Consider the following 21,160-nt stretch of genomic DNA (forward strand, 5'->3'; position numbering starts at 1 on the left):
GCATCGGCGGTTCGTCGGCGGCGCGGGGTAGAATTGGCACTCTGAGTATCCGAGTGCCAGCGGAAGGGGAAGTCGATGGTCACCGAACGAGGACTCCAGGTTCTCCGCGCGATCGTGCAGGACTACGTCGAGACCCACGAACCCGTCGGCAGCCGTTCCATCGTCGACCGCCACCACTTCGGTGTCTCGGCCGCGACGATCCGCAACGACATGGCGCTCCTCGAAGACGAGGAGCTGATCGCCGCACCCCACACGTCGTCTGGCCGCGTGCCGACTGACAAGGGCTACCGCGTGTTCGTCAATCACCTCGCGCAGCTGCGGCCGCTGTCGACCGCGCAGCGCTCGGCGATCGAGTCCTTCCTCGGCACGCCGGCCGACCTCGACGACCTGATGGTCCGCACCGTGCGCGTGCTGACGCAGCTCACCGGTCAGGTCGCCCTCGCGCAGTACCCGTCGTTCGCCCGCGCGCATGTGACGCACGTCGAGCTCGTCGGGCTCGCCCCCAATCGCCTGTTGATCGTGCTGGTGACCGACGCCGGCGGCGTCTCGCAGCGCATCGCTCCGCTTCCCGTCGATCTCGATGAGAACGACCTGGTCCTGCTGCGCGCGCGGCTGTCGGCGCTGATCACCGGACAGGCGATCAGCGCGGCCTCCGACCGCCTGCAGGAACTGCTGGCAGGAGAGCTGACGCCCGACGACCGGGCGCTGCACTCGCTCGCCGCCGTCGTGATGGACGAACTGGGCGAGTTCCGGCAGGAGCGCCTGGTGATGGCGGGCGCGGCGACACTCGCACGGCGTGAACAGGATTTCCGCGGCAGCATCCACCCACTCCTCGAGGCGATCGAGGAGCAGGTGACGCTGCTGCGGCTGATGAGCGAGATGGTGACCGACGAGCACGGGCTCGCCGCGAGCATCGGCACCGAGAACGCGTCGTTCGGCCTGGGCGAGGCGTCGATCGTCACCAGCAACTACGCCGCTCCCAGCGGGATGGCACGAGTCGGCGTGATGGGCCCCACCCGGATGGACTACCCGAGCAACCTCGCTGCGGCGCGGGCCGTGGCCCGATACCTCACGCGGATGCTCGACGAAGACGAGGCGAGCCGCTGACGCGGCTCGCGATGAGACACACGCAGGAAGGCGATTGTGGCGGACCACTATGAAGTTCTCGGGGTGTCCCGAGACGCGTCGATCGACGAGATCAAGAAGGCGTACCGACGTCTGGCACGGCAGCTGCACCCGGATGTGAACCCGGGTGAGGATGCCGCCGAGAAGTTCAAGCTCGTGACGCACGCGTACGACGTGCTCAGCGACGACGAGTCGCGCCGTCGCTACGACATGGGCGGCGGTGACGGCGCTGCAGGCAACTTCGGCGGCAACTTCGGCGGGTTCGGCGACATCTTCGAGACGTTCTTCGGCGCCGCCCAGGGCGGCGGCCGCGGCGGTCGACCGCGTTCGCGCCGCGAGCGCGGTCAGGACGCGCTGGTTCGGGTGACGCTCGACCTCGGCGACGTCGTGTTCGGGGCGCATCGCGACATCGAAGTCGACACCGCGGTGCTCTGCGAGACGTGTCAGGGCTCGTGCTGCCAGGAGGGCACCTCTCCGGTGACCTGCGACATCTGCGGCGGCTCCGGTCACGTGCAGCGCCAGGTGCGTAGCCTGCTGGGCAACGTCGTCACCTCGCAGCCCTGCGGCACCTGCGAGGGCTACGGCACGACGATCCCGTTCCCGTGCGGCACCTGCGGCGGTCAGGGCCGCGTGCGTTCGCGCCGGACCGTCTCGCTCGACATCCCGGCCGGCGTCGAGACCGGCCTGCGTCTGCAGCTGCCCGGTTCGGGTGAGGTCGGCAAGGCAGGCGGTCCCCACGGAGACCTGTACGTCGAGGTCACCGTCAACCCGCACCCCGCCTTCAGCCGCGACGGCGACGATCTGCTCGCGACGCTCGAGGTGTCGATGACCGACGCGATCCTCGGCACCGAGACCGAGATCGAAGGACTCGACGGTTCTGTCGACCTGGAGATCCGTCCCGGCGTGCAATCGGGTGACGTGCTCACGATCAAGGGGCGCGGCATCACTCCGCTGCGCGGTACTCAGCGAGGCGACCTGCGCGTCGGCGTGCAGGTGGTGACGCCGACCAAGCTCGACTCGGCGCAGCGGGCCCTGATCGAGGACTTCGCCAAGAAGTCCAAGACGCCGGGACCGCAGCTGTCGCAGTTCCAGCAGGGACTGTTCTCGAAGCTCCGCGACCGCTTCCGCTCGCACTGATCCATGGCGCTGCACTTTCTCGTCGAGTCGTCGTCGGATGCGGCGGTCGGCGGCCTCGTGTCGCTGACCGGCGCCGAGGCGAAGCATGCGGCGGTCGTGCGTCGGCTCCGTGTGGGCGAGGCGATCACGATCGGCGACGGCGCGGGCGTCTGGCTCTCCGGCACCGCCGAGACGGTGTCGCCATCGCAGGTCGACGTGCGCATCTCGCAGCGCACCGTGCAGCCGGCGGCGAGCCCGCGCATCACGCTCGTTCAGGCACTCGCCAAGGGAGACCGCGACGAGTTGGCGGTGCAGGCGGCATGCGAGCTGGGGGTCGACGAGATCGTTCCGTGGCAGGCTGCCCGCAGCGTGTCGCGATGGGAGGGCGCGAAAGCGGTCAAGGGGCGCGAGCGTTGGTCGACGATCGTGCGCGAGGCGGCGAAGCAGGCGCACCGGGCGTGGATCCCGGACGTCGCAGCTCCGGTCACCACCGCGCAGCTCGCGGAGCGGGCGGCGAGGGCACGGATGCTGCTGCTCGATCCGACTGCGCCGGTTCGGCTCTCCGAGGTACGTCCCGACGGACGCGACCTGATCCTCGTGGTCGGTCCCGAAGGCGGGATCGCGCCGGAAGAACTCGGGCGACTCAGCGAGGCCGGTGCCGAGAGGGTGCTGCTCGGCGACACGGTGCTGCGGACCTCCACGGCCGGTCCCGCAGCGATCGCGGTGCTCTCCGTGGCGCTCGGGCGCTGGTGAGCAGTCCCGCATCCGAGGGGCCCTGCCGCGTGCCGATCAGTAGACTTGGACCCATGACGGAACCCTCGATCTTCACGCACATCCTGTCCGGGGAGATCCCGGGAGAGATCATCGACGAGACCGAGAGCCTCTTCGCTTTGCGAGACATCGCGCCTCAGGCTCCTGTGCACCTGCTCGTGATTCCCAAGACCGCCGAGTACCGCGACGTCACCGAACTCGCGGCCGGTGACCCTGCCCTTCTGGCCGAGCTGATCGCCTTCGCATCGCGGCTCGCAGCCGCGCACACCGATGACGGCGACTTCCGCCTCGTGTTCAACACGGGTGCGAACGCCGGGCAGACCGTATTCCATGTCCACGCCCACGTGATGGGTGGCGGCCTGAACGAGAAGAGTGTCGGTGTCTGACAACGACGAGTCCCAGAGCGCCGCGGAGGCGCGTGCGCCGCAGGAGCGCTCATTGAACAGACCCGCCCCCGAGGCGGTCGAGAAGATCTACGTCGACGGCGTCGCGATGGTGCAGCTGCTGGGCCCGCAGGATCGACTGCTCCGCATGCTCGAGAAGGAGCACCGCGCGGTGCAGGTCCTCGTCCGCGGCAACGAGATCACGCTGAGCGGATCCCGCTCCGACGTCGCCGAGGCGAAGAAGCTCGTCGACGAGCTTCTCGAGATGACGCGGGCAGGGCACGATCTCGCACCCAGCGACGTGTCCAGCTCCGCACGCATGCTGCGGCAGGAGGGCGGTCCGCGTCCGAGCGAGGTGCTCGGCGAGGCGATCCTCACCACGCGCGGCAAGGTGATCCGCCCGAAGACCCTCGGTCAGAAGGAGTACGTCGACGCGATCGAAGAGAACACGATCGTCTTCGGCATCGGCCCGGCCGGCACCGGCAAGACCTATCTCGCGATGGCGAAGGCGGTGCAGGCCCTGCAGCGCAAGGAGGTCACGCGCATCATCCTGACGCGCCCGGCGGTGGAGGCCGGAGAACGACTCGGCTTCCTGCCCGGAACGCTCACCGACAAGATCGACCCGTACCTGCGCCCCCTGTACGACGCGTTGAACGAGATGATGGACCCCGAGATCGTGCCGCGCCTGATGGCGACGGGCACCATCGAGGTCGCACCTCTGGCGTATATGCGTGGTCGTACGCTGAACGACTCGTTCGTGGTGCTCGACGAGGCGCAGAACACCACGCCCGAGCAGATGAAGATGTTCCTGACGCGTCTGGGCTTCGGCACGCGCATGGTGGTCACCGGTGACATCACCCAGGTCGACCTGCCGCAGGGCTCGTCGGGTCTGCGCATGGTCACGCGGGTGCTGAGCGACATCGACGACATCCACTTCTCGCGCCTGACGAGCGAGGACGTGGTGCGCCATTCGCTGGTCGGCCGCATCGTCGACGCCTACAGCGAGTACGACGAGAAGCGCAGCGCGCAGCGCTTCGAACGCGAGCAGGCGGCCGAGTTCGCCAACAGAGCCGAACGCCGCAGCGGCGGCCCCCGACCCGGACCCCGGGACCGTCAGCCGAAACGAGGACTCTCATGATCGAGATCAACAACGAGTCGGCCATCAGCATCGACGAGACCGTGCTGCAGCGCCTCACGGACTTCAACCTCGCCCAGCTGCATGTCAGCCCCGACGCCGAGGTCGCGATCGTGCTCGTGGACGAGGGCGCGATGGAAGCCCTGCACGTGCAGTGGATGGATGAGCCGGGCCCCACCGACGTGCTCAGCTTTCCGATGGACGAGCTCCGCCCCGGCACCGAGGATCGCCCCACGGCGCCCGGACTGCTCGGCGACATCGTGCTGTGCCCGCAGGTCGCCGAGACGCAGGCGCAGGCCGCCGGACACGGTCTGATGGACGAGCTCATCCTGCTCACGACGCACGGACTGCTGCACCTGCTCGGGTTCGATCACGCCGAGCCCGACGAGGAGCGTGAGATGTTCGGTCTGCAGAAGGAGCTCATCCAGGGCTTCGCCGCGGCTGAACGCCGCCGATGACGGCGGTCTTCCTTCTCGCCGGCGCCGTTCTGCTGGTCGCGTTCGGCGGCCTGATGGCGGCGATCGACGCGGCGTTCGGCGTGACTTCGCGCTCCGACATCGAGGAGATGGGAACCGAGGGGCGCAACGCCGCCCAGCTGACGCGCATCGCCGCAGATCCCGACGCGCATGTCAACGCGGTCGCCTTCATCCGTGTGCTCGCCGAGACCGCGGCCGCCGTGCTCGTGACGGTCGCGTTCATGTTCCTCTTCGACAGCATCTGGTGGGCCATGCTCGCCGCCGCCGTGCTGATGACCGGCATCACGTTCGTGCTCGTGGGCGCGAGTCCTCGTACGTTCGGCCGGCAGCACGCCGACGGCATCCTGCGAGCCAACGCGCCCGTCGTGCGTGGCGTGCGCATGATCCTCGGTCCGCTCGCGCACGGGCTCGTGGTGCTCGGCAACCGGGTCACCCCGGGGGCGGGACGCAGTTCGTTCAGCTCCGAGGAGCAGCTGCTCAGCATGGTGGACGAGGCCGCGTCGAACGATCTGATCGAAGAGGACGACCGCGACCTGATCCATTCCGTCTTCGACTTCACCGACCAGTTCGTGCGTGCCGTGATGGTGCCCCGGACCGAGATGGTCACGGTCGATGCGACGGCGTCGACCAGCGAGGCGATGGAGCTGTTCCTCAACCGAGGCGTGTCGCGCATGCCGGTGGTCGACGACGAGGCTGACGACGTCGTGGGCGTGCTCTACCTCAAGGATCTCGTGCAGTTCGCCTATCGCGATGAGGGCGCCTGGCGCGGAGCATCGATTCGTCCGATCTCGCGTCGGGCGACCTTCGTCCCCGAGTCGATGCGCGCCGAGACGCTGCTGCAGCAGATGAAGCGCGATGCGGTGCACGTGTGCCTCGTGATCGACGAGCACGGGGGCATCTCCGGGCTCGTCACGCTGGAAGATCTGATCGAAGAGCTCGTCGGCGAGATCTCGGACGAGTACGATCAGGTGTCCGCCGAGTTCGTCGATCTCGGCGACGGCCGGTACCGTGTCAGTGCGCGACTCTCGCTGGAAGACGTCGGAGACCTGTTCGGTCTCGAGCTCGAAGACGACGACGTCGACTCCATCGGCGGTCTGCTGGGCAAAGCGCTCGGGCAGGTCCCGCAGCCCGGAGCCACCGCGATCGTCGAAGGCCTCGTGCTGACCGGCGGAGCATCGCGCGGACGCGGAAGAGGAATCGCCACGGTGTTCGTCGAACGCGCGGCCGTCGACACGGAAACCGCAGACCATGAGGGAGATCGACGAGATGACTGAGCAGCACCGAAGCGGATTCGTCACATTCGTCGGCCGCCCGAATGTGGGCAAGTCGACGCTGACGAACGCGCTGGTGGGGGAGAAGATCGCGATCACCAGCGAAAAGCCCCAGACCACGCGTCGCGCCATCCGCGGAATCGTGAACCGCCCCGACGGGCAGCTCGTGATCGTCGACACCCCCGGCATCCACAAGCCCCGCACGCTGCTCGGCGAGCGCCTCAACGACCTCGTCGACCAGGTGCTGGGAGACGTCGACGTGATCGGCTTCTGCGTTCCCGCCACCGAGAAGGTCGGCCCCGGCGACCGTCGTATCGCGGCGTCGCTCGACGGCTATCCGCGGGCGAAGAAGATCGCGATCGTCACCAAGACCGACGCCGCCGATCGTGACGACATCACCGCGCGACTGCTCGAGGTCGACGCTCTGCGTGAGGACTGGGCGGCGGTCGTGCCGCTGTCGGCGCTCACCCGCGACCAGCTCGACGTCGTCTCGGACCAGATCCTGATCCTGATGCCGGAGGGCCCCTCGCTCTACGCCGAGGGCATCACGACGGATGAGTCGCAGGAAGACCGGATCGCGGAGATGATCCGCGAGGCGGCGCTCGAGGGTGTGCGCGACGAGCTGCCCCACTCGATCGCCGTGATGATCGACGAGATCTCGGCGCGCGAGGGCACCGACCTGACCGACGTGCACGCGCAGATCGTCGTGGAACGCGACAGCCAGAAGGCCATCATCATCGGACACAAAGGCAAGCGTCTGCGCGATGTGGGCGCCCGAGCACGAGTCGGCATCGAAGAGCTCCTCGGGACCCGGGTGTTCCTCGCGCTGCACGTGAAGGTCGCCAAGGAGTGGCAGCGCGACCCCAAGCAGCTGGGCAAGCTCGGCTTCTGAGGCCGCGGACCGGAACGGGATCACCATGACGACGGCACGGCACTGGATCGCCCCGAACTGGGGGACACCGGATGGGTGGGAGTTCGCGGAGTACCAGGTCGCGCATCCCGGACCGGGCGAGGTGACGATCCGCGTGCGCGCCGCGGGGGTCAATCCTGCCGACGCCAAGCACGTGGCCGCACCACGTGAAGGGTTCGGGCTTCCGGTGGCGATCGGCTACGAGGTCTCGGGCGAGCTCGTCGCGATCGGCCCGGACACGCTGATCGGGTCCGGGCGTGCCGATGTCGGCGACGAGGTCATCGCCTTCCGCGTGTCAGGCGGCTACGCGACCGAGGTGACGGTGCCCGCCGAGAAGGTCTTCGCGAAGCCGACGACACTCACACACCCGGAGGCCGCCAATCTGCTGCTCGCGGGAACGACGGCGGCCGAGATGCTCGCTGTCACCGCGGCCGGGTCGGGAGAGACGATCCTGCTCCACGGAGCTTCGGGCGCGGTCGGGGTCAGCGTGCTGCAGCAGGCGCGGCTGCGGGGCATCCGCGTGATCGGCACAGCGAGCGAGGAGCGTTTCGACGAGGTGCGTCGGTTCGGGGGAGTCCCCGTCGGGTACGGCGCCGGACTGGCCGACCGGGTGCGCGATGCGGCAGATGCTCCGATCGCAGCCGCTCTCGACGCCGTGGGCACGGATGAAGCCGTCGACGTCTCGCTCGAGATGGTCGCCGATCCCGCACGGATCGTCACGATCGCCGCTTTCGCGCGGGCGAAGGGCGCCGGTATCCGAGCGATCGCCGGGGCGATGCCCGACAGCGCGCGGTTCCGTGACGCAGTGCGCGGTGAGCTCGTCGCGCTCGCCCAGGACGGCGTCCTGATCGTGCCGGTCGCGCGGACCTTCGCGCTCGACCAGGCCCCCGAAGCTCTCCGCTTCCTCGCGCAGGGCCACCCCGGCGGCAAGCTCGCGCTGATCCCCTGAGTCGGCGACCTCAGTCGACCTCGCGCACCGCCGAGTTCACCAGAACCACGTCGTCGCCGTACTCCGCGTCGACTGCGGCCTGGATGCTCCCGTCGTCCCACACGACCTGCAGCCAGACGTATCCGCTGTCGCTCCACACGCTCAGCGCGTCGGCACCGAATCGGGTGGCGAGGTCGTCCTGCACGCGGGTGAGCTCGGCCTCGGAGCTTGTGCCTTCCACGCCGCCGGTCGGATCCTCGGGCCTGACGGGATCGAACAGTGCCAGCAGCATCGGCGGGTCGGTCCGTGTGAACCGCTCGCCGTCGAACGTCGCGTACACCGCGTAGGCGCCCCAGGTGGTGTCGCCGCTCGTCTCGCTGCCGTCGACGCCGTCCCACGTCCACTCATCGACGGGAACGCCGCTGCACTGGGGAGGGTACGACTCCGCCACCGCGCCGACGCAGAGCTGCACGTCTCCGCCCACGTCGAGCACTGTGCCCGTGACGAGCACGCGTCCTTCCGGGGGTGCAGGGCGGACGTCTTCGACCCCGTCACCCGAGGACGCTCCGGTGCTCGTCGGTGCGGGGGATGCGCCGGGGCCCATCGTGCACGCGCTCAGCGCGAGGAGGCCGACGAGGGATGCCGCGGCGAAGATCAGGCGGCGCTGCGTTGTGCTCATGCTGAAGAGTGTCGAGCCCCGCGGGATCGTCTCACACCGCGCGCGGATCGGTCGCGGCATCCCTGCTAGCATGACGACATGCCTTTCGGCGGTCTGCTTCTTCTTAGCTGCCGCGACGAGTCCTAAGAGCTAGGGCCTTCCTCGTCGCGGCGCTTGTGTTGGCCCGTACATCTTGACGAAGAGAAGAAGCCCCATCATGCAGAACACCCAGCGCCCGTCCGCAATGCCGATTCACAAGTACCGGCCATTCCACGAGCATATCAACGTCCACCTGCCCGACCGCACGTGGCCCGACGCCCGCATCACCCAGGCTCCGCGCTGGTGCGCAGTCGACCTCCGCGACGGCAACCAGGCTCTCATCGACCCGATGTCGCCCGAGCGCAAGCGCGTGATGTTCGAGCTGCTCGTGAGCATGGGGTACAAGGAGATCGAGGTCGGCTTCCCGTCGGCGAGCCAGACGGACTTCGACTTCGTGCGTCAGCTGATCGAAGAGAACCTGATCCCTGACGACGTCACGATCCAGGTGCTGACGCAGGCGCGCGAGCACCTGATCAAGCGCACGTACGAGTCGATCGCGGGCGCCAAGCAGGCGATCGTGCATCTGTACAACTCCACGAGCGTGCTGCAGCGCGAGGTCGTGTTCCGCACCGACAAGCAGGGCATCATCGACATCGCGCTCGAGGGCGCGCGCCTGTGCCGCCAGTTCGAGAAGACCATCCCCGACACCAAGGTCTACTACGAGTACTCGCCCGAGAGTTACACGGGCACCGAGCTCGAGTTCGCCGTTGACATCTGCAACCAGGTGATCGAGGTCTTCGAGCCGACCCCCGACCGCAAGGTGATCATCAACCTGCCGGCGACTGTCGAGATGGCATCGCCCAACGTCTACGCCGACTCGATCGAATGGATGAGCCGTCATCTCGCGCACCGCGAGAACGTCATCCTGTCGCTGCATCCGCACAACGACCGCGGCACCGCGATCGCTGCCGCCGAGCTCGGCTACATGGCCGGTGCCGATCGCATCGAGGGCTGCCTGTTCGGCAACGGCGAGCGCACCGGCAACGTCGACATCGTCGCGCTGGGAATCAACCTGTTCACGCAGGGCATCGACCCGCAGATCGACTTCAGCGACATCGACCAGGTCAAGCGCACGGTCGAGTACTGCAACCAGCTGCCGGTCCCCGAGCGCAGCCCCTGGGCGGGAGACCTGGTCTTCACCGCCTTCAGCGGGTCGCACCAGGACGCCATCAAGAAGGGCTTCGAGGCCATGGCGGTCCGGGCCGAGGCCGACGGCGTCACGGTCGACGACATCGAATGGGCCGTTCCGTACCTGCCGATCGATCCGAAGGACCTCGGCCGTTCGTACGAAGCTGTGATCCGCGTGAACTCGCAGTCCGGCAAGGGCGGCGTCGCGTACCTGCTCAAGGCTGATCACGCGATCGACCTGCCCCGCAAGCTGCAGATCGAGTTCTCGGGCGTCGTGCAGGCCAAGACCGACGCCGAGGGCGGCGAGGTCACCAGTGAGCAGATCTGGTCGATCTTCAACGACGAGTACCTGCCCGCCGCCGACACCGCTGCCAAGTGGGGCCGCTTCGAGCTGCTCGCCACGCAGACCCGCAGCGACATGTCGGGCGACGTGGTGCTCGACGTGGTGCTGCGCGACGACGACCAGCAGGTGTCCGTGACCGGCAACGGCAACGGACCGGTGGCGGCGTTCGTCGAGGTGCTGCGCACACAGGGCTTCGACATCACGGTCTATGACTACGTCGAGCATGCACTCAGCGCCGGCGGCGACGCACAGGCGGCCGCCTACGTCGAGCTGCAGGTCGGCGACCAGCGCCTGTGGGGCGTCGGCATCGACGGAGACATCTCGACGGCGTCGCTCAAGGCGATCGTCTCGGGCGTCAACCGCTCCATCCGCACGCGTCAGCCCGAGCTCGCAGCCGTCTGACGTCCCGGCTCGCTGAGCCTGTCGATGCGGCGTCCGCCCGTCGACAGGCTCAGCGCCCGCGGTGATCAGATGTCGGCATTCGGCTTCACGATCGCAATCGCTCCGGTCTCGGCGGCGACCTTTCGGCGGTAGAGCCGACGCTGCTCCGGGAGCGACACGTCGAAGCTGACGGCCAGCACGCGGATGACGGCGGTGACGACGATGCCGATCACGGCCGCGAGCGGGATGGGCATGCCCAGCACGTTCGAGACGGCGATGAACGCACACCCGGCTCCGGCCGCGACGGCGTACAGCGATCCCACGTGCATGATCGAGGTGGGCAGGCCCATCAGCATGTCGCGGAGCACGCCACCGCCGACCGCCGCGCAGACACCGATGAAGACGGCCGGAACGGGCGGGATGCCGAAGGCGATCGCCTTGCTGGTGCCAAAGGCGCCGAACATGCCGATCACGACCGCGTCGAGCACGACGATCACCGTGTTGAGTCGGTTGAAGAGTCCGGCCAGCAGCATCCCGAGCAGCGCCGCTCCCGTCGCCGTCACCAGGTACCAGTTGCTCTGCAGCGTGGCGGGCGTCTGACCCAGCAGGATGTCGCGGATCAGACCGCCGCCCATGCCGATCATGATCCCGATGATGGCGACGCCCAACCAGTCCAGTCGCCGCTGCCCCTGGAACCCGGACGCGAACATCGCCCCCTGCACGCCGCCGAGGCCGACGCCGAGCAGGTCCGCCCAGAGCGGAATGGTGAAGAGCGGTTCGGTCACGCCTCTATTCTCGCGCACGGAGGATAATCGAACGGTGCCCACCTACCGAGACGAAGCAGTGATCCTGCGCACCCACAAGCTGGGTGAGGCAGATCGCATCGTCATCATGCTCTCGCGCCGCCACGGCAAGCTGCGCGCGGTGGCCAAGGGCGTGCGGCGCACGTCGTCGAAGTTCGGATCCCGCCTCGAGCCCTTCATGGTCGCCGACGTACAGCTCTACCAGGGGCGCTCGCTCGACATCGTGCAGCAGGCCGAGTCGCTCGGGGCGTACGGCTCCGAGATCGCGGCGCACTACGACCGCTTCACGGCGGCGAACGCCATGGTCGAGACGGCTGATCGGCTCAGCGACTCCGAGGCGACGTCAGATCAGTACCTGCTGCTCGTGGGCGGGCTTCGTGCGCTGTCGCGCGGAGAGCACGCGTCGCGCAGCATCCTCGATTCGTACCTTCTGCGGGTGATGGCGCTCTCGGGCTGGGCCCCGTCTCTCGAGGACTGCGCCCGCTGCGGTGCCCCCGGACCGCACACGGCTTTCGTCGCGCAGCTCGGCGGCGTCGTGTGTCACGCCGACGCCCCCGCCGGGAGCCCCCGTGTCGCCGAGAAGACCCTCGAACTGCTGCGATCGCTGCTGCGCGGGGACTGGGATGCGGTGGACGCGGCGTCGATCGCCGACGTCTCGGCGGCATCCGGTCTCGTCGGCGCCTATGCCCAATGGCACCTGGAGCGCGGCATCCGCTCGCTCGCCCATGTGACGGATGCGTCCGGAGAAGGAGCACGGTGAGCCCGAAGCCCTATACGCACAAAGACGCGGTGGCGTACCGCCCGCTCGACTGGACCGGCGTTCACCCGCCGGCGTTCCCGGCGGTGCCCGAGCACATCGCGATCGTCATGGACGGCAACGGCCGCTGGGCGAACCGCCGTGGCCTCAGCCGCGTCGAGGGTCACAAAGCGGGGGAGGAGGTCCTCCTCGACGTCGTCGCCGGCGCCATCCAGGCCGGGGTGAAGCACCTGTCGGTCTACGCGTTCTCGACCGAGAACTGGGCACGGTCGCCCGAAGAGGTGCGCTTCCTGATGGGCTACAACCGCGATGTGCTGCACCGTCGGCGCGACCAGCTCAACGAATGGGGCGTGCGCGTCCGCTGGGCGGGGCGCAAGCCACGCCTCTGGGGCAGCGTCATCAAAGAGCTCCAGTACGCCGAGCAGCTCACCCGCGACAACGACGTGCTCACGCTCACGATGTGCGTGAACTACGGCGGTCGCGTCGAGATCGTCGACGCCATGCGCGCGATCGCCGCCGAGGTCGCCGCCGGCCGGGTCAAGCCGCAGGCGATCAGCGAGAAGATGATCCGCCGTCACCTGTACGTTCCGGACATGCCCGACGTCGACCTGTTCCTGCGCAGCTCGGGCGAGCAGCGCACGTCGAACTTCCTGCTGTGGGAGTCGGCTTACGCCGAGATGGTCTTCCTCGACACGCTCTGGCCGGACTTCTCGCGTGAGGAGCTGTGGCGTGCGATCGCGATCTACCTGTCGCGCGACCGGCGCTTCGGCGGGGCGATCGACGTGCCGTCCGGCTCCTGAGCGAGCGAAGCGCGACGAAAGGCGGCCTGTGTCCGCAGCCACCGCTCGGTCTCGCGCGGATGACGGAGCCGCACGATCGTCAGGTGCGGGAAGCGGTGGAGGACCTCGGGCATCCGCTCGTCCCATTTGTGCAGGGTGAGCGTCTGCCAGGCGAGGATGTTCTCCTCGGGATCGCCGCGGAACATGCGCCAGATCGGCTTCTCGACGTTGCCGTTCCACATGCGTGTGCGCAGGATGCTGCGGCCGAGCGTCCGCCGCAGCAGGCGCGTGCGCACCACGCGGTACGGGTAGTCGAGCCAGATCGCCAGGTGCGCGCGCGCAGCGAGAATATCGTCGGTGCCCTTGCTGGTGTACTGCCACTCGGTGACCCAGCGGTCTTCGGCCGCGAACGCGCGCACATCGTCGAGGAACTCGGTGCGCGGCGTCCAGTCGGGACCGTGGAAGAGCCCGTCGATCTCGACGTGACGCAGGCTCCACATCGCGGCGACCCGGCGGGAGAGTGTCGTCTTGCCCGAACCGGTGACGCCGGCGACGAGAACGCGTTCCGGCTCGATCGGCAGCGGGTCGTCAGCGGTGAGCATCCGGAAATCCTATCTTCGGACACGCCCTTCGTCTCGTCGCTTCGCTCCTCGCTCAGGATGCGCCCTTCGTCTCGTCGCTTCGCTCCTCGCTCAGGATGCGCCGCGAGACGCGACGCCGAACTCGCACCCTGAGCGAGCGCAGCGAGACGAAGGGCGTGGCCGCGACGCCGAACTCGCACCCTGAGCGAGCGAAGCGAGACGAAGGGCGTGGCCGCGACGCCGAACTCGCACCCTGAGCGAGCGCAGCGAGACGAAGGGCGTGGCCGCGACGCCGAACTCGCACCCTGAGCGAGCGCAGCGAGACGAAGGGCGCTTCTCAGTCACTCGGCTTCCGGAGCTTCGCGCTGACGCTTGCTCCAGCCGGGCAGCTCCTCATACCGCTCCTCGATCAGAAGCATCTTCTTCGCGCGCGACCATCCGTGAATGCGTCGCTCCCACCCGTATGCCTCATCCATCCGAGTGAATTCCGAACTCCACACCAGCTCGACCGGCCTGCGTCGGCGCGTGTAGTCGCAGCCCTCCCCGAACTGGTGCTGTGCCAGGCGCCGTTCCAGGTCGCGTGTGCTCCCGGTGTAGAAGCTTCCATCTCGGCAGCGGAGAATGTACACGAACGGCATCCGGTGACCGTACCGCGGCCGACGGACGGAGCGGAGAGTTCTCCACAGGGCACTTCGACTCCGCAGGCAGCGGCCAGCATCCGAGAATCCTCTGACGGAATAGCGCAAAGGTGCATGCGGTTGGATGATGGTGTGAGCCAACCCATCTCGATCGACATCTGGTCCGACATCGCCTGCCCATGGTGCTACATCGGCAAGCGCAATCTGGAGAAGGGCCTCGAAGCCGTCTCCTCTGACGACGACGCCCCCGAGGTGACCGTCACGTTCCACTCCTTCGAGCTCTCGCCCGACACACCCGTCGACTTCGACGGCGACGAGATCGACTTCCTCGCCGGTCACAAGGGCATGCCCCGCGATCAGGTCGAGCAGATGCTCTCGAACGTCACCGGCGTCGCGAAGGACGCCGGCCTCGAGTACCGGTTCGACATGCTGCAGCACACCAACACGGTGAAGGCGCACGAGCTTCTGCACTACGCCAAGGCGGAGGGTCTGCAGCACGCCATGGAGGAGCGCCTGATGTCGGCGTACTTCACCGAGGGCAAGCACGTCGGCCGCATCGACGACCTCGTCGCCCTCGCCGCGGAGGTCGGGCTCGACCCCGACAAGACGCGCGACGCGCTCGTGACCGCGCGCTACCTGCCCGCCGTCCGTCAGGATCAGGACCAGGCGCGCTCCTACGGCATTCAGGGCGTGCCGTTCTTCGTGATCGACGGACAGTACGGCATCAGCGGCGCTCAGCCGCCCGCCGCATTCGAGAACGTGCTGCGCGACCTGTGGTCCAAGCGCGGCGAGGCTGCGGACGAGGCCGCCGCGGTCTGACGCACCTCGCACAGAACGCGTCCCCCCCTGCATCATGTGCGGGAGGGGACGCGTTCTGTCGTTCTGTCAGCGAGCAGGCTGCTCAGCGAGTCAGCGCCGACTCGATCGCATCGACGATCTCGGGGTCGTTCGGCTTCTGCTTCGGGCGGAAGCGCCGCACCTCACCGTCCGGGAGCACGAGGAACTTCTCGAAGTTCCACTCGACGCGTCCGGCCTTGCCCCCGGCATCCGGAGCCTCCTTCAGGGCCTTGTACAGGTCGGAGGCGTTCTTGCCGTTGACCTTGACCTTGTCGTTGACAGGGAAGCTGACGCCATAGGTCGTCGAACAGAACTCGAGGATCTCGTCGACCGAGCCGGGCTCCTGCCCGAAGAACTGGTTGCACGGGAAGCCGACGACCGAGAACCCGCGGTCGCTGTACAGGCGCTGCAACTCCTCGAGCTGCTCGTACTGCGGAGTGAGGCCGCACTTCGAGGCGACGTTGACGACCAGCACGACGTCGGCACCGAGGTCGTCGAGCGTCTGCTCGTGGCCCTGGGCATCGGTGAACGGAATCGAACGCAGCGAAGAGTCGGTCATATTCACAGCTTAGGTCGGTGCGGCGCCAGGGGCTCTGCGTCTGGGAGAATGGGGAAGACATGACTCTCGCCACCACCTCCGCTCGCCCCCTCCGCATCGGTCCGATCGATCTCGATGTGCCGGTCGTCCTCGCACCCATGGCCGGGATCACGAACACGGCTTTCCGGCGTCTGTGCCGCGAGTACGGCGCTGGCCTCTATGTGAGCGAGATGATCACCTCGCGCGCCCTCGTCGAGCGCAACGAGTCGACCATGCGCCTGATCCGTCACCACGAGTCCGAGACCCCGCGCTCCATTCAGCTCTACGGCGTCGATCCGAAGACGATCGCCGACGCGGTGCGTATCATCGTGGCCGAAGACCACGCCGACCACATCGACCTGAATTTCGGGTGCCCGGTGCCCAAGGTCACTCGCAAGGGTGGGGGAGCGGCGCTTCCGTGGAAGACGTCGCTGTTCTCCGAGATCGTGACCCAGGCGGTGAAGGCCGCAGGTCCCTTGCCGCTCACCATCAAGATGCGCAAGGGCATCGATCGCGACCACCTCACCTTCCTCGACGCCGGGCGCGCGGCCGAAGACGCCGGTGTGGCGGCCATCGCCCTGCACGCCCGTACGGCGAGCGAGTTCTACTCCGGTCACGCCGACTGGAACGCGATCGGCGAACTCAAGCAGGCGGTCACCAGCGTTCCGGTGCTCGGAAACGGCGACATCTGGTCGGCCGACGACGCGGTGCGGATGATGGATGAGACGGGCTGCGACGGCGTTGTCGTCGGTCGCGGCTGTCTCGGACGCCCGTGGCTGTTCGGCGAGCTCGCGACGGCGTTCGGCGCCGAAGCGCGTCCTGTCGACGCGACTCTCGGATTCGTCGCGAACGCCTTCCGTCGGCACGCGGAGCTGCTCGTCGACTTCTACGACAGTGAGGAGCGCGGCTGCCGCGACGTCCGCAAGCACGTCGCCTGGTACTTCAAGGGCTACCCGGTCGGCGGCGATATCCGCACCGGCCTCGCCACGTCGTCGAGCCTGGCCGAGATCGACGACCTCCTCGGTCGCCTCGATCACGATGCTCCGTACCCCGGGGCGGATGCCGAGGGCCAGCGCGGACGCTCGGGTCACCCCAAGCGCACGGCACTGCCCGAGAAGTGGCTCGAATCGCGCGACATCGCCGCGTCGGCCTCGGAGATGATGCGTGGAGCGGAGATCGAGAACAGTGGCGGCTGATCCTTCGACCGGCTCGGCGCGCACACGCGACGACGGCTACGACCCGCGGGACGCCGAGCGCTTCGTCGCCGAGAGCCACCGTTCGGAACGCAACGACTTCGCGCGCGACCGTGCGCGGGTGCTGCACTCGGCTGCGCTGCGCCGTCTGGCCGCGAAGACCCAGGTGCTCAGCCCCGCCAGCACCGCCGATTTCGCCCGCAACCGTCTGACGCATTCGCTCGAGGTGGCGCAGGTCGGTCGCGAGCTCGCCACGGCGCTCGGCGTCTCGGAAGACGTTGTCGACACGGCGTGCCTCAGCCACGACCTCGGGCACCCGCCGTTCGGCCACAACGGCGAGCGCGCTCTGAACGAGTGGGCATCGACGATCGGGGGCTTCGAGGGCAACGCGCAGTCCCTGCGCATCCTCACCCGGCTCGAGGCGAAGGTCCTCGACGCCGAGGAGCGCTCGGTCGGTCTCAACCTCACACGCGCCAGTCTCGACGCCACCTGCAAGTACCCGTGGACCGTCGACAGCCCGGTGCCGGATCCCGGCGGACGCCTGAAGTTCGGCGTGTACCCCGAAGACGAAGCGGTGTTCCGCTGGATGCGCGAAGGCGCTCCCGGGCGCCTCCGGTGCATCGAGGCGGAGGTCATGGACCTGTCGGATGACATCGCCTACTCCGTGCACGACTTCGAGGACGCGATCGTGAACGGCTACGTCGATGTCGCCCAACTCTCGGACCCGCGTCAGCACGAGGCCCTCCTCGGCCGCATCCAGCAGTGGGTCGGCTACGACTTCACGCGCGATGAACTGGCCGATGCCCTGTACCGGCTGGCCACCCAGTCGATGTGGCTCGCCTCGTTCGACCGCTCCCGTCGTGATCTCGCGCGACTCAAGAACCTCACCAGCGATCTGATCGGACGCTTCGCGCGGGCCGCCGTCTCGGCCACCCGAGAGGCCTACGCGGGTCCCGCACTGGTGCGCTACAACGCGCATGTGGTCGTCCCCCGCGTGATCGAGGTCGAGATCGCGGTGCTCAAGGGCATCATGGGACAGGCCATCGTCACGATCGACGCGCGCAAGGGCGTCTACAAGGAGCAGCGGCGCGTCCTCACCCGGCTCGCCGACGTGCTGTGGTCGACCGACGCGCTCTGGTCGGCCGGAGCCGACGTGCTCGAGCCCGCGTTCGCGGCCGACTTCCTCGACGCCGAGTCCGATGAGCAGCGTGCGCGCGTCATCGTCGACCAGATCGCGAGCCTGACGGACCAGAGTGCGATCGACTGGCATAACCGGCTGGTCGGCGAGATCGATCCGGCCGAGGTCGGCATCTGGACGCCGCGGCACGGGCGGCACCCTCGTCCGGCGGTTCGGAGCGGCGCCGAGAGGCAGGCCGTCGCCGAAGGGGTGGGCTGATGCCGCGCATCCGCCAGGCCGACGTCGATGAGGTCAAGGCGCGCACGAACATCGCCGACATCGTGGGGGAGCGCGTCGCGCTGAAGTCCGCCGGCGTGGGATCGCTGAAGGGGCTCTGCCCGTTCCACGACGAGAAGAGCCCGAGCTTCCACGTGCGGCAGCAGGTCGGCTACTACCACTGCTTCGGGTGCGGCGAGTCCGGCGACGTCTACTCGTTCCTGCGCGAGATGGACCACGTCAGCTTCACCGAAGCCGTCGAGCGGCTGGCCGGACGCATCGGGTTCACCCTGCACTACGAAGACGGGGGAGCAGCCCCCGAGACCAGCGGACGCAGCCGTCTGTACGCGGCCAACACGGCCGCCGCCGAGTTCTTCCGCGCGCAGCTGCTGTCGCCCGATGCCGAGGCCGGCCGCCGGTTCCTCGGAGAGCGCGGATTCGACGCGGGCGCCGCCGCCCACTTCGGCGTAGGCTTCGCGCCGCGCGGTTGGGACGGCATGCTCAAGGCCCTCACGGCGCAGGGCTTCACCCGCGATGAGCTCAGCACCGCCGGGCTCGTCTCGACCGGGCAGCGCGGGGTGTACGACCGGTTCCGCGGCCGCCTGGTGTGGCCGATCCGCGATGTGTCGGGGCAGACGATCGGCTTCGGGGCGCGCAAGCTCTTCGACGACGACCAGGGCCCGAAGTATCTGAACACCCCCGAGACGCCGATCTACAAGAAGTCCCAGGTGCTCTACGGACTCGACCTCGCCAAGCGCGACATCGCCCGCGGCGACCCGCGTCGCGTCGTCGTGGTCGAGGGATACACCGACGTGATGGCCTGTCACCTCGCCGGACTGACGACGGCGATCGCGACCTGCGGTACGGCGTTCGGGTCCGACCACATCACCGTGCTGCGTCGCGTGATGGGCGACGACAATGCCTCGGGCGAGGTCGTGTTCACGTTCGACGGCGATGAGGCAGGACAGAAGGCCGCGCTCCGCGCTTTCACCGAAGACGACCGGTTCAACGCACAGACGTTCGTGGCCGTCGCGCCCGAGGGTATGGACCCGTGCGACCTCCGGCTGCGGCGTGGCGACGCGGCCGTGCGAGGTCTGATGGACGCCAAGGTGCCGATGTTCGAATTCGCGATCGATCGCAAGCTCGCCGGCTTCGATCTCTCGACAGTCGAGGGGCGGGTCGGTGCGCTGCGTGCGGCCTCGCCGATCGTCGCCGAGATCCGCGACCGACTGCTGCGGCCCGGCTACGAGCGCGTGCTCGCCCGGCGCCTGGGCATGGACCCGACCGAGGTGCACACCGAGGTCGAGCGCTCCGCACGCGGCGGCGCATCCTCCGCACCGGCTCGTCGCGAGAACGCGCCGATCGATCCGGTGACCGGCGCTCCGGGCATCGCGCCCGTGACGATGGCGAGCCTGCCGCGGTCTGCGGACGTCGCGGTCGAGCGCGATGCGCTGATGGGGGCACTGCAGTACGGGCACCAGGCCGACCAGGAGCTGCTGAACCGCGCTCTCAGCTCGCCGTTCCGCACGCCCGGTCTCGACGCCGTCCGTGAGGCTGTGGCAGCGGCGCCGGACCGCACCCGAGCCGGCTGGGTCACCGAAGCGGTGAACAGTGTGCGCGAGCCGTACCGCTCGCTCGCGGGCGAACTGCTGATGACGCCGTTCCCCGCCCGCGATGAAGAGGGTGCCGTCGCGTCGACCACCGACCTCGCGCGTCGCCTGATCATGCGTCAGCTCGAGCGCGAGAAGCAGGAGCTTCTCGGAGCCGTGCAGCGCGTGCCCGCCGACTCGGACGGCGGCCGCGCCCTTCGCATGCGACTGCGCGACATCGACGTCGAGCGTCAGCGGTTCACCGAGTCGTAACACGCCTCGCCTGTCGCCGCACGGCAGGATGGACTCATGTCTCGACGGCCGGATTCCCTCAACGCGATCGAGTGCTCGGATCTGGTGATCGACCGCATCGGGCACGGCCTGCCGACGCGTGCCGTCGACGGCGTGACGTTCTCTCTCGCGCCGGGCAACCTGATCTGCGTGGCAGGGCCCACGGGTTCCGGCAAGTCCACGCTGGTCGCCGCTCTCGCCGGCTCCACCGATCCGTCCGTGAAGGTTACGGGCGGCAGCGCGTACGTCTGCGGGGTCGATGTGCGTCGGCCCGGGCGCAAGCACCGCATCCTGACCTACCGCACCGGCTTCGTGCCGCAGGGAGCCGGCGCCGACCTCCCGCCGCGTCTGACCGTGAACGAGGTCATCGCAGAGCCGATCCTCATGCGCGAGAAGCGGGTCAACTCGCAGGCGCTGTCGATCCGCGTGGCCACGCTCCTCGATGAGCTGCATCTGCCGCTCGGCACGGCCGCGAAGTTCCCGTACGAGCTGAGCGCCGGCATGCGGCAGCGCGTGGCGATCGCCCGGTCGTTCATCCTCGAGCCGCAGGTGCTGATCGCCGACGAGCCACTGGCAAACCTCGACCTCGAGGCGCGCCCCGTGGTCTTCGATGCGATCACGCGTCGGCGCAAGGAGCAGGGGATGGCCGCACTCCTGGTCACGAACGACGCGGCGTTCATCCGCGAGCTCAACGCCGAGACGCTCATGCTGCGCGGGGGCCATGTGGTCGCACGCGGGGTGGGCAAGGATCTGCTGTGGGCTCCCAACGCCGAGGCCGATTCCCAGCACTGATGGCGACACGCCCGGCACGCGGCAAACCGCGCCCGGTGTCACGAGCAGCGTGTGGAGTTTGCTAAGCTTGTCGAGTTGCCCGCACAGCGGTGCACATTCCTCGGTAGCTCAATTGGCAGAGCAGCCGGCTGTTAACCGGCAGGTTCTTGGTTCGAGTCCAAGCCGGGGAGCCAAGCAGAAGGCCCGGAATCACTGAGAAAGATCAG

General features: G+C 68.4%; 22 protein-coding genes and 1 tRNA gene. 18 read left to right on the forward strand and 5 right to left on the reverse strand.

Annotated features, from left to right (window positions below; genetic code table 11):
- Positions 1-75 precede the first annotated feature (75 nt).
- From hrcA to AC2D10_RS01455, 9 genes are all read left to right on the forward strand, one after another.
- Positions 76-1,107 (forward strand): heat-inducible transcriptional repressor HrcA, encoded by a 1,032-nt coding sequence (gene hrcA, locus AC2D10_RS01415; protein ID WP_484710002.1) that lies wholly within the window; start codon positions 76-78, stop codon positions 1,105-1,107.
- Positions 1,108-1,143: 36 nt separating this feature from the next.
- A complete protein-coding gene (dnaJ, locus tag AC2D10_RS01420; RefSeq protein ID WP_484710003.1) occupies positions 1,144-2,262 on the forward strand; it encodes a molecular chaperone DnaJ in 1,119 nt (372 codons plus the stop codon).
- 3 nt (positions 2,263-2,265) lie between these two features.
- On the forward strand, positions 2,266-2,994 hold the full coding sequence (locus AC2D10_RS01425) for a 16S rRNA (uracil(1498)-N(3))-methyltransferase (protein ID WP_484710004.1): 729 nt from the start codon (positions 2,266-2,268) through the stop codon (positions 2,992-2,994).
- A 53-nt stretch (positions 2,995-3,047) separates the two neighbouring features.
- Positions 3,048-3,398: an HIT domain-containing protein gene (locus AC2D10_RS01430; RefSeq protein ID WP_484710005.1), complete on the forward strand. Its 351-nt coding sequence runs from the start codon at positions 3,048-3,050 to the stop codon at positions 3,396-3,398.
- A 106-nt stretch (positions 3,399-3,504) separates the two neighbouring features.
- Entirely contained in the window at positions 3,505-4,533 is a 1,029-nt protein-coding gene (locus tag AC2D10_RS01435) for a PhoH family protein (protein ID WP_484711781.1), read from the forward strand.
- Positions 4,530-4,988, forward strand: a complete 459-nt coding sequence (ybeY, locus tag AC2D10_RS01440; RefSeq protein WP_484710006.1) for an rRNA maturation RNase YbeY — start codon at positions 4,530-4,532, stop codon at positions 4,986-4,988. Before AC2D10_RS01435 ends, ybeY begins: the two co-directional genes overlap by 4 nt.
- The gene (locus AC2D10_RS01445) at positions 4,985-6,280 is read left to right on the forward strand and encodes a hemolysin family protein (protein WP_484710007.1); all 1,296 of its coding nucleotides are present in this window, start codon (positions 4,985-4,987) and stop codon (positions 6,278-6,280) included. Before ybeY ends, AC2D10_RS01445 begins: the two co-directional genes overlap by 4 nt.
- Positions 6,273-7,169 (forward strand): GTPase Era, encoded by an 897-nt coding sequence (gene era / locus AC2D10_RS01450; RefSeq protein WP_484710008.1) that lies wholly within the window; start codon positions 6,273-6,275, stop codon positions 7,167-7,169. The genes AC2D10_RS01445 and era overlap by 8 nt, the downstream gene beginning before the upstream one ends.
- Positions 7,170-7,194: 25 nt before the next feature.
- A complete protein-coding gene (locus AC2D10_RS01455; RefSeq protein ID WP_484710009.1) occupies positions 7,195-8,136 on the forward strand; it encodes an NADP-dependent oxidoreductase in 942 nt (313 codons plus the stop codon).
- 10 nt (positions 8,137-8,146) lie between these two features.
- Here the strand turns inward: AC2D10_RS01455 and AC2D10_RS01460 are convergent, their stop codons facing one another.
- Positions 8,147-8,794 carry a hypothetical protein gene (locus AC2D10_RS01460; RefSeq protein WP_484710010.1) on the reverse strand — a complete coding sequence of 216 codons (648 nt, stop codon included), beginning with the start codon at positions 8,792-8,794 and terminating at the stop codon, positions 8,147-8,149.
- Between the two features lie 196 nt (positions 8,795-8,990).
- On the opposite strand from AC2D10_RS01460, the gene leuA reads away from it, so the two are divergent.
- A complete protein-coding gene (gene leuA, locus AC2D10_RS01465) occupies positions 8,991-10,745 on the forward strand; it encodes a 2-isopropylmalate synthase (protein ID WP_484710011.1) in 1,755 nt (584 codons plus the stop codon).
- Positions 10,746-10,810: 65 nt separating this feature from the next.
- Here the strand turns inward: leuA and AC2D10_RS01470 are convergent, their stop codons facing one another.
- The gene (locus AC2D10_RS01470) at positions 10,811-11,509 is read right to left on the reverse strand and encodes a trimeric intracellular cation channel family protein (RefSeq protein ID WP_484710012.1); all 699 of its coding nucleotides are present in this window, start codon (positions 11,507-11,509) and stop codon (positions 10,811-10,813) included.
- 34 nt (positions 11,510-11,543) lie between these two features.
- On the opposite strand from AC2D10_RS01470, the gene recO reads away from it, so the two are divergent.
- On the forward strand, positions 11,544-12,287 hold the full coding sequence (recO, locus tag AC2D10_RS01475) for a DNA repair protein RecO (protein ID WP_484710013.1): 744 nt from the start codon (positions 11,544-11,546) through the stop codon (positions 12,285-12,287).
- On the forward strand, positions 12,284-13,084 hold the full coding sequence (locus tag AC2D10_RS01480) for an isoprenyl transferase (RefSeq protein ID WP_484710014.1): 801 nt from the start codon (positions 12,284-12,286) through the stop codon (positions 13,082-13,084). The genes recO and AC2D10_RS01480 overlap by 4 nt, the downstream gene beginning before the upstream one ends.
- Here AC2D10_RS01480 and AC2D10_RS01485 read toward each other — a convergent pair.
- Together AC2D10_RS01485 and AC2D10_RS01490 are read right to left on the reverse strand one after the other, a co-directional pair.
- Positions 13,027-13,665 (reverse strand): P-loop NTPase family protein, encoded by a 639-nt coding sequence (locus AC2D10_RS01485; RefSeq protein ID WP_484710015.1) that lies wholly within the window; start codon positions 13,663-13,665, stop codon positions 13,027-13,029. The genes AC2D10_RS01480 and AC2D10_RS01485 overlap by 58 nt on opposite strands.
- A 320-nt stretch (positions 13,666-13,985) precedes the next feature.
- A complete protein-coding gene (locus AC2D10_RS01490; RefSeq protein ID WP_484710016.1) occupies positions 13,986-14,282 on the reverse strand; it encodes a GIY-YIG nuclease family protein in 297 nt (98 codons plus the stop codon).
- 132 nt (positions 14,283-14,414) lie between these two features.
- Here AC2D10_RS01490 and AC2D10_RS01495 point away from each other — a divergent pair, with 132 nt between their 5' ends.
- Complete coding sequence (locus AC2D10_RS01495) at positions 14,415-15,101, forward strand: DsbA family oxidoreductase (RefSeq protein WP_484710017.1); 687 nt, start codon at positions 14,415-14,417, stop codon at positions 15,099-15,101.
- 82 nt (positions 15,102-15,183) lie between these two features.
- On the opposite strand, the gene AC2D10_RS01500 is transcribed toward AC2D10_RS01495, so the two are convergent.
- On the reverse strand, positions 15,184-15,678 hold the full coding sequence (locus AC2D10_RS01500; protein ID WP_484710018.1) for a glutathione peroxidase: 495 nt from the start codon (positions 15,676-15,678) through the stop codon (positions 15,184-15,186).
- A 59-nt stretch (positions 15,679-15,737) separates the two neighbouring features.
- On the opposite strand from AC2D10_RS01500, the gene dusB reads away from it, so the two are divergent.
- The 5 genes from dusB to AC2D10_RS01525 all read left to right on the forward strand — a co-directional run bounded on the left by dusB (position 15,738) and on the right by AC2D10_RS01525 (position 21,127).
- Complete coding sequence (gene dusB, locus AC2D10_RS01505; protein ID WP_484710019.1) at positions 15,738-16,892, forward strand: tRNA dihydrouridine synthase DusB; 1,155 nt, start codon at positions 15,738-15,740, stop codon at positions 16,890-16,892.
- Positions 16,882-18,285 carry a deoxyguanosinetriphosphate triphosphohydrolase gene (locus AC2D10_RS01510; protein WP_484710020.1) on the forward strand — a complete coding sequence of 468 codons (1,404 nt, stop codon included), beginning with the start codon at positions 16,882-16,884 and terminating at the stop codon, positions 18,283-18,285. The genes dusB and AC2D10_RS01510 overlap by 11 nt, the downstream gene beginning before the upstream one ends.
- Positions 18,285-20,144 carry a DNA primase gene (dnaG, locus tag AC2D10_RS01515; protein WP_484710021.1) on the forward strand — a complete coding sequence of 620 codons (1,860 nt, stop codon included), beginning with the start codon at positions 18,285-18,287 and terminating at the stop codon, positions 20,142-20,144. The genes AC2D10_RS01510 and dnaG overlap by 1 nt, the downstream gene beginning before the upstream one ends.
- Positions 20,145-20,180: 36 nt before the next feature.
- Positions 20,181-20,954: an ATP-binding cassette domain-containing protein gene (locus tag AC2D10_RS01520; RefSeq protein ID WP_484710022.1), complete on the forward strand. Its 774-nt coding sequence runs from the start codon at positions 20,181-20,183 to the stop codon at positions 20,952-20,954.
- Positions 20,955-21,051: 97 nt separating this feature from the next.
- Positions 21,052-21,127 (forward strand) — tRNA-Asn (locus tag AC2D10_RS01525).
- The last annotated feature ends 33 nt before the right edge of the window (positions 21,128-21,160 follow it).

Source organism: Microbacterium sp. PI-SA-G (genome assembly GCF_057215335.1).

What these genes read in the sequence shown, in the direction of transcription:
- AC2D10_RS01485 (WP_484710015.1), bottom strand. Translation starts at nt 13,665, where the DNA reads ATGCTCACCGCTGACGACCCGCTGCCGATCGAGCCGGAACGCGTTCTC.
- AC2D10_RS01460 (WP_484710010.1), bottom strand. Translation starts at nt 8,794, where the DNA reads ATGAGCACAACGCAGCGCCGCCTGATCTTCGCCGCGGCATCCCTCGTC.
- AC2D10_RS01425 (WP_484710004.1), top strand. Translation starts at nt 2,266, where the DNA reads ATGGCGCTGCACTTTCTCGTCGAGTCGTCGTCGGATGCGGCGGTCGGC.
- era (WP_484710008.1), top strand. Translation starts at nt 6,273, where the DNA reads ATGACTGAGCAGCACCGAAGCGGATTCGTCACATTCGTCGGCCGCCCG.
- AC2D10_RS01445 (WP_484710007.1), top strand. Translation starts at nt 4,985, where the DNA reads ATGACGGCGGTCTTCCTTCTCGCCGGCGCCGTTCTGCTGGTCGCGTTC.
- AC2D10_RS01430 (WP_484710005.1), top strand. Translation starts at nt 3,048, where the DNA reads ATGACGGAACCCTCGATCTTCACGCACATCCTGTCCGGGGAGATCCCG.
- dusB (WP_484710019.1), top strand. Translation starts at nt 15,738, where the DNA reads ATGACTCTCGCCACCACCTCCGCTCGCCCCCTCCGCATCGGTCCGATC.
- AC2D10_RS01500 (WP_484710018.1), bottom strand. Translation starts at nt 15,678, where the DNA reads ATGACCGACTCTTCGCTGCGTTCGATTCCGTTCACCGATGCCCAGGGC.
- AC2D10_RS01490 (WP_484710016.1), bottom strand. Translation starts at nt 14,282, where the DNA reads ATGCCGTTCGTGTACATTCTCCGCTGCCGAGATGGAAGCTTCTACACC.
- AC2D10_RS01455 (WP_484710009.1), top strand. Translation starts at nt 7,195, where the DNA reads ATGACGACGGCACGGCACTGGATCGCCCCGAACTGGGGGACACCGGAT.
- AC2D10_RS01435 (WP_484711781.1), top strand. Translation starts at nt 3,505, where the DNA reads ATGGTGCAGCTGCTGGGCCCGCAGGATCGACTGCTCCGCATGCTCGAG.
- leuA (WP_484710011.1), top strand. Translation starts at nt 8,991, where the DNA reads ATGCAGAACACCCAGCGCCCGTCCGCAATGCCGATTCACAAGTACCGG.
- ybeY (WP_484710006.1), top strand. Translation starts at nt 4,530, where the DNA reads ATGATCGAGATCAACAACGAGTCGGCCATCAGCATCGACGAGACCGTG.
- AC2D10_RS01520 (WP_484710022.1), top strand. Translation starts at nt 20,181, where the DNA reads ATGTCTCGACGGCCGGATTCCCTCAACGCGATCGAGTGCTCGGATCTG.
- dnaG (WP_484710021.1), top strand. Translation starts at nt 18,285, where the DNA reads ATGCCGCGCATCCGCCAGGCCGACGTCGATGAGGTCAAGGCGCGCACG.
- hrcA (WP_484710002.1), top strand. Translation starts at nt 76, where the DNA reads ATGGTCACCGAACGAGGACTCCAGGTTCTCCGCGCGATCGTGCAGGAC.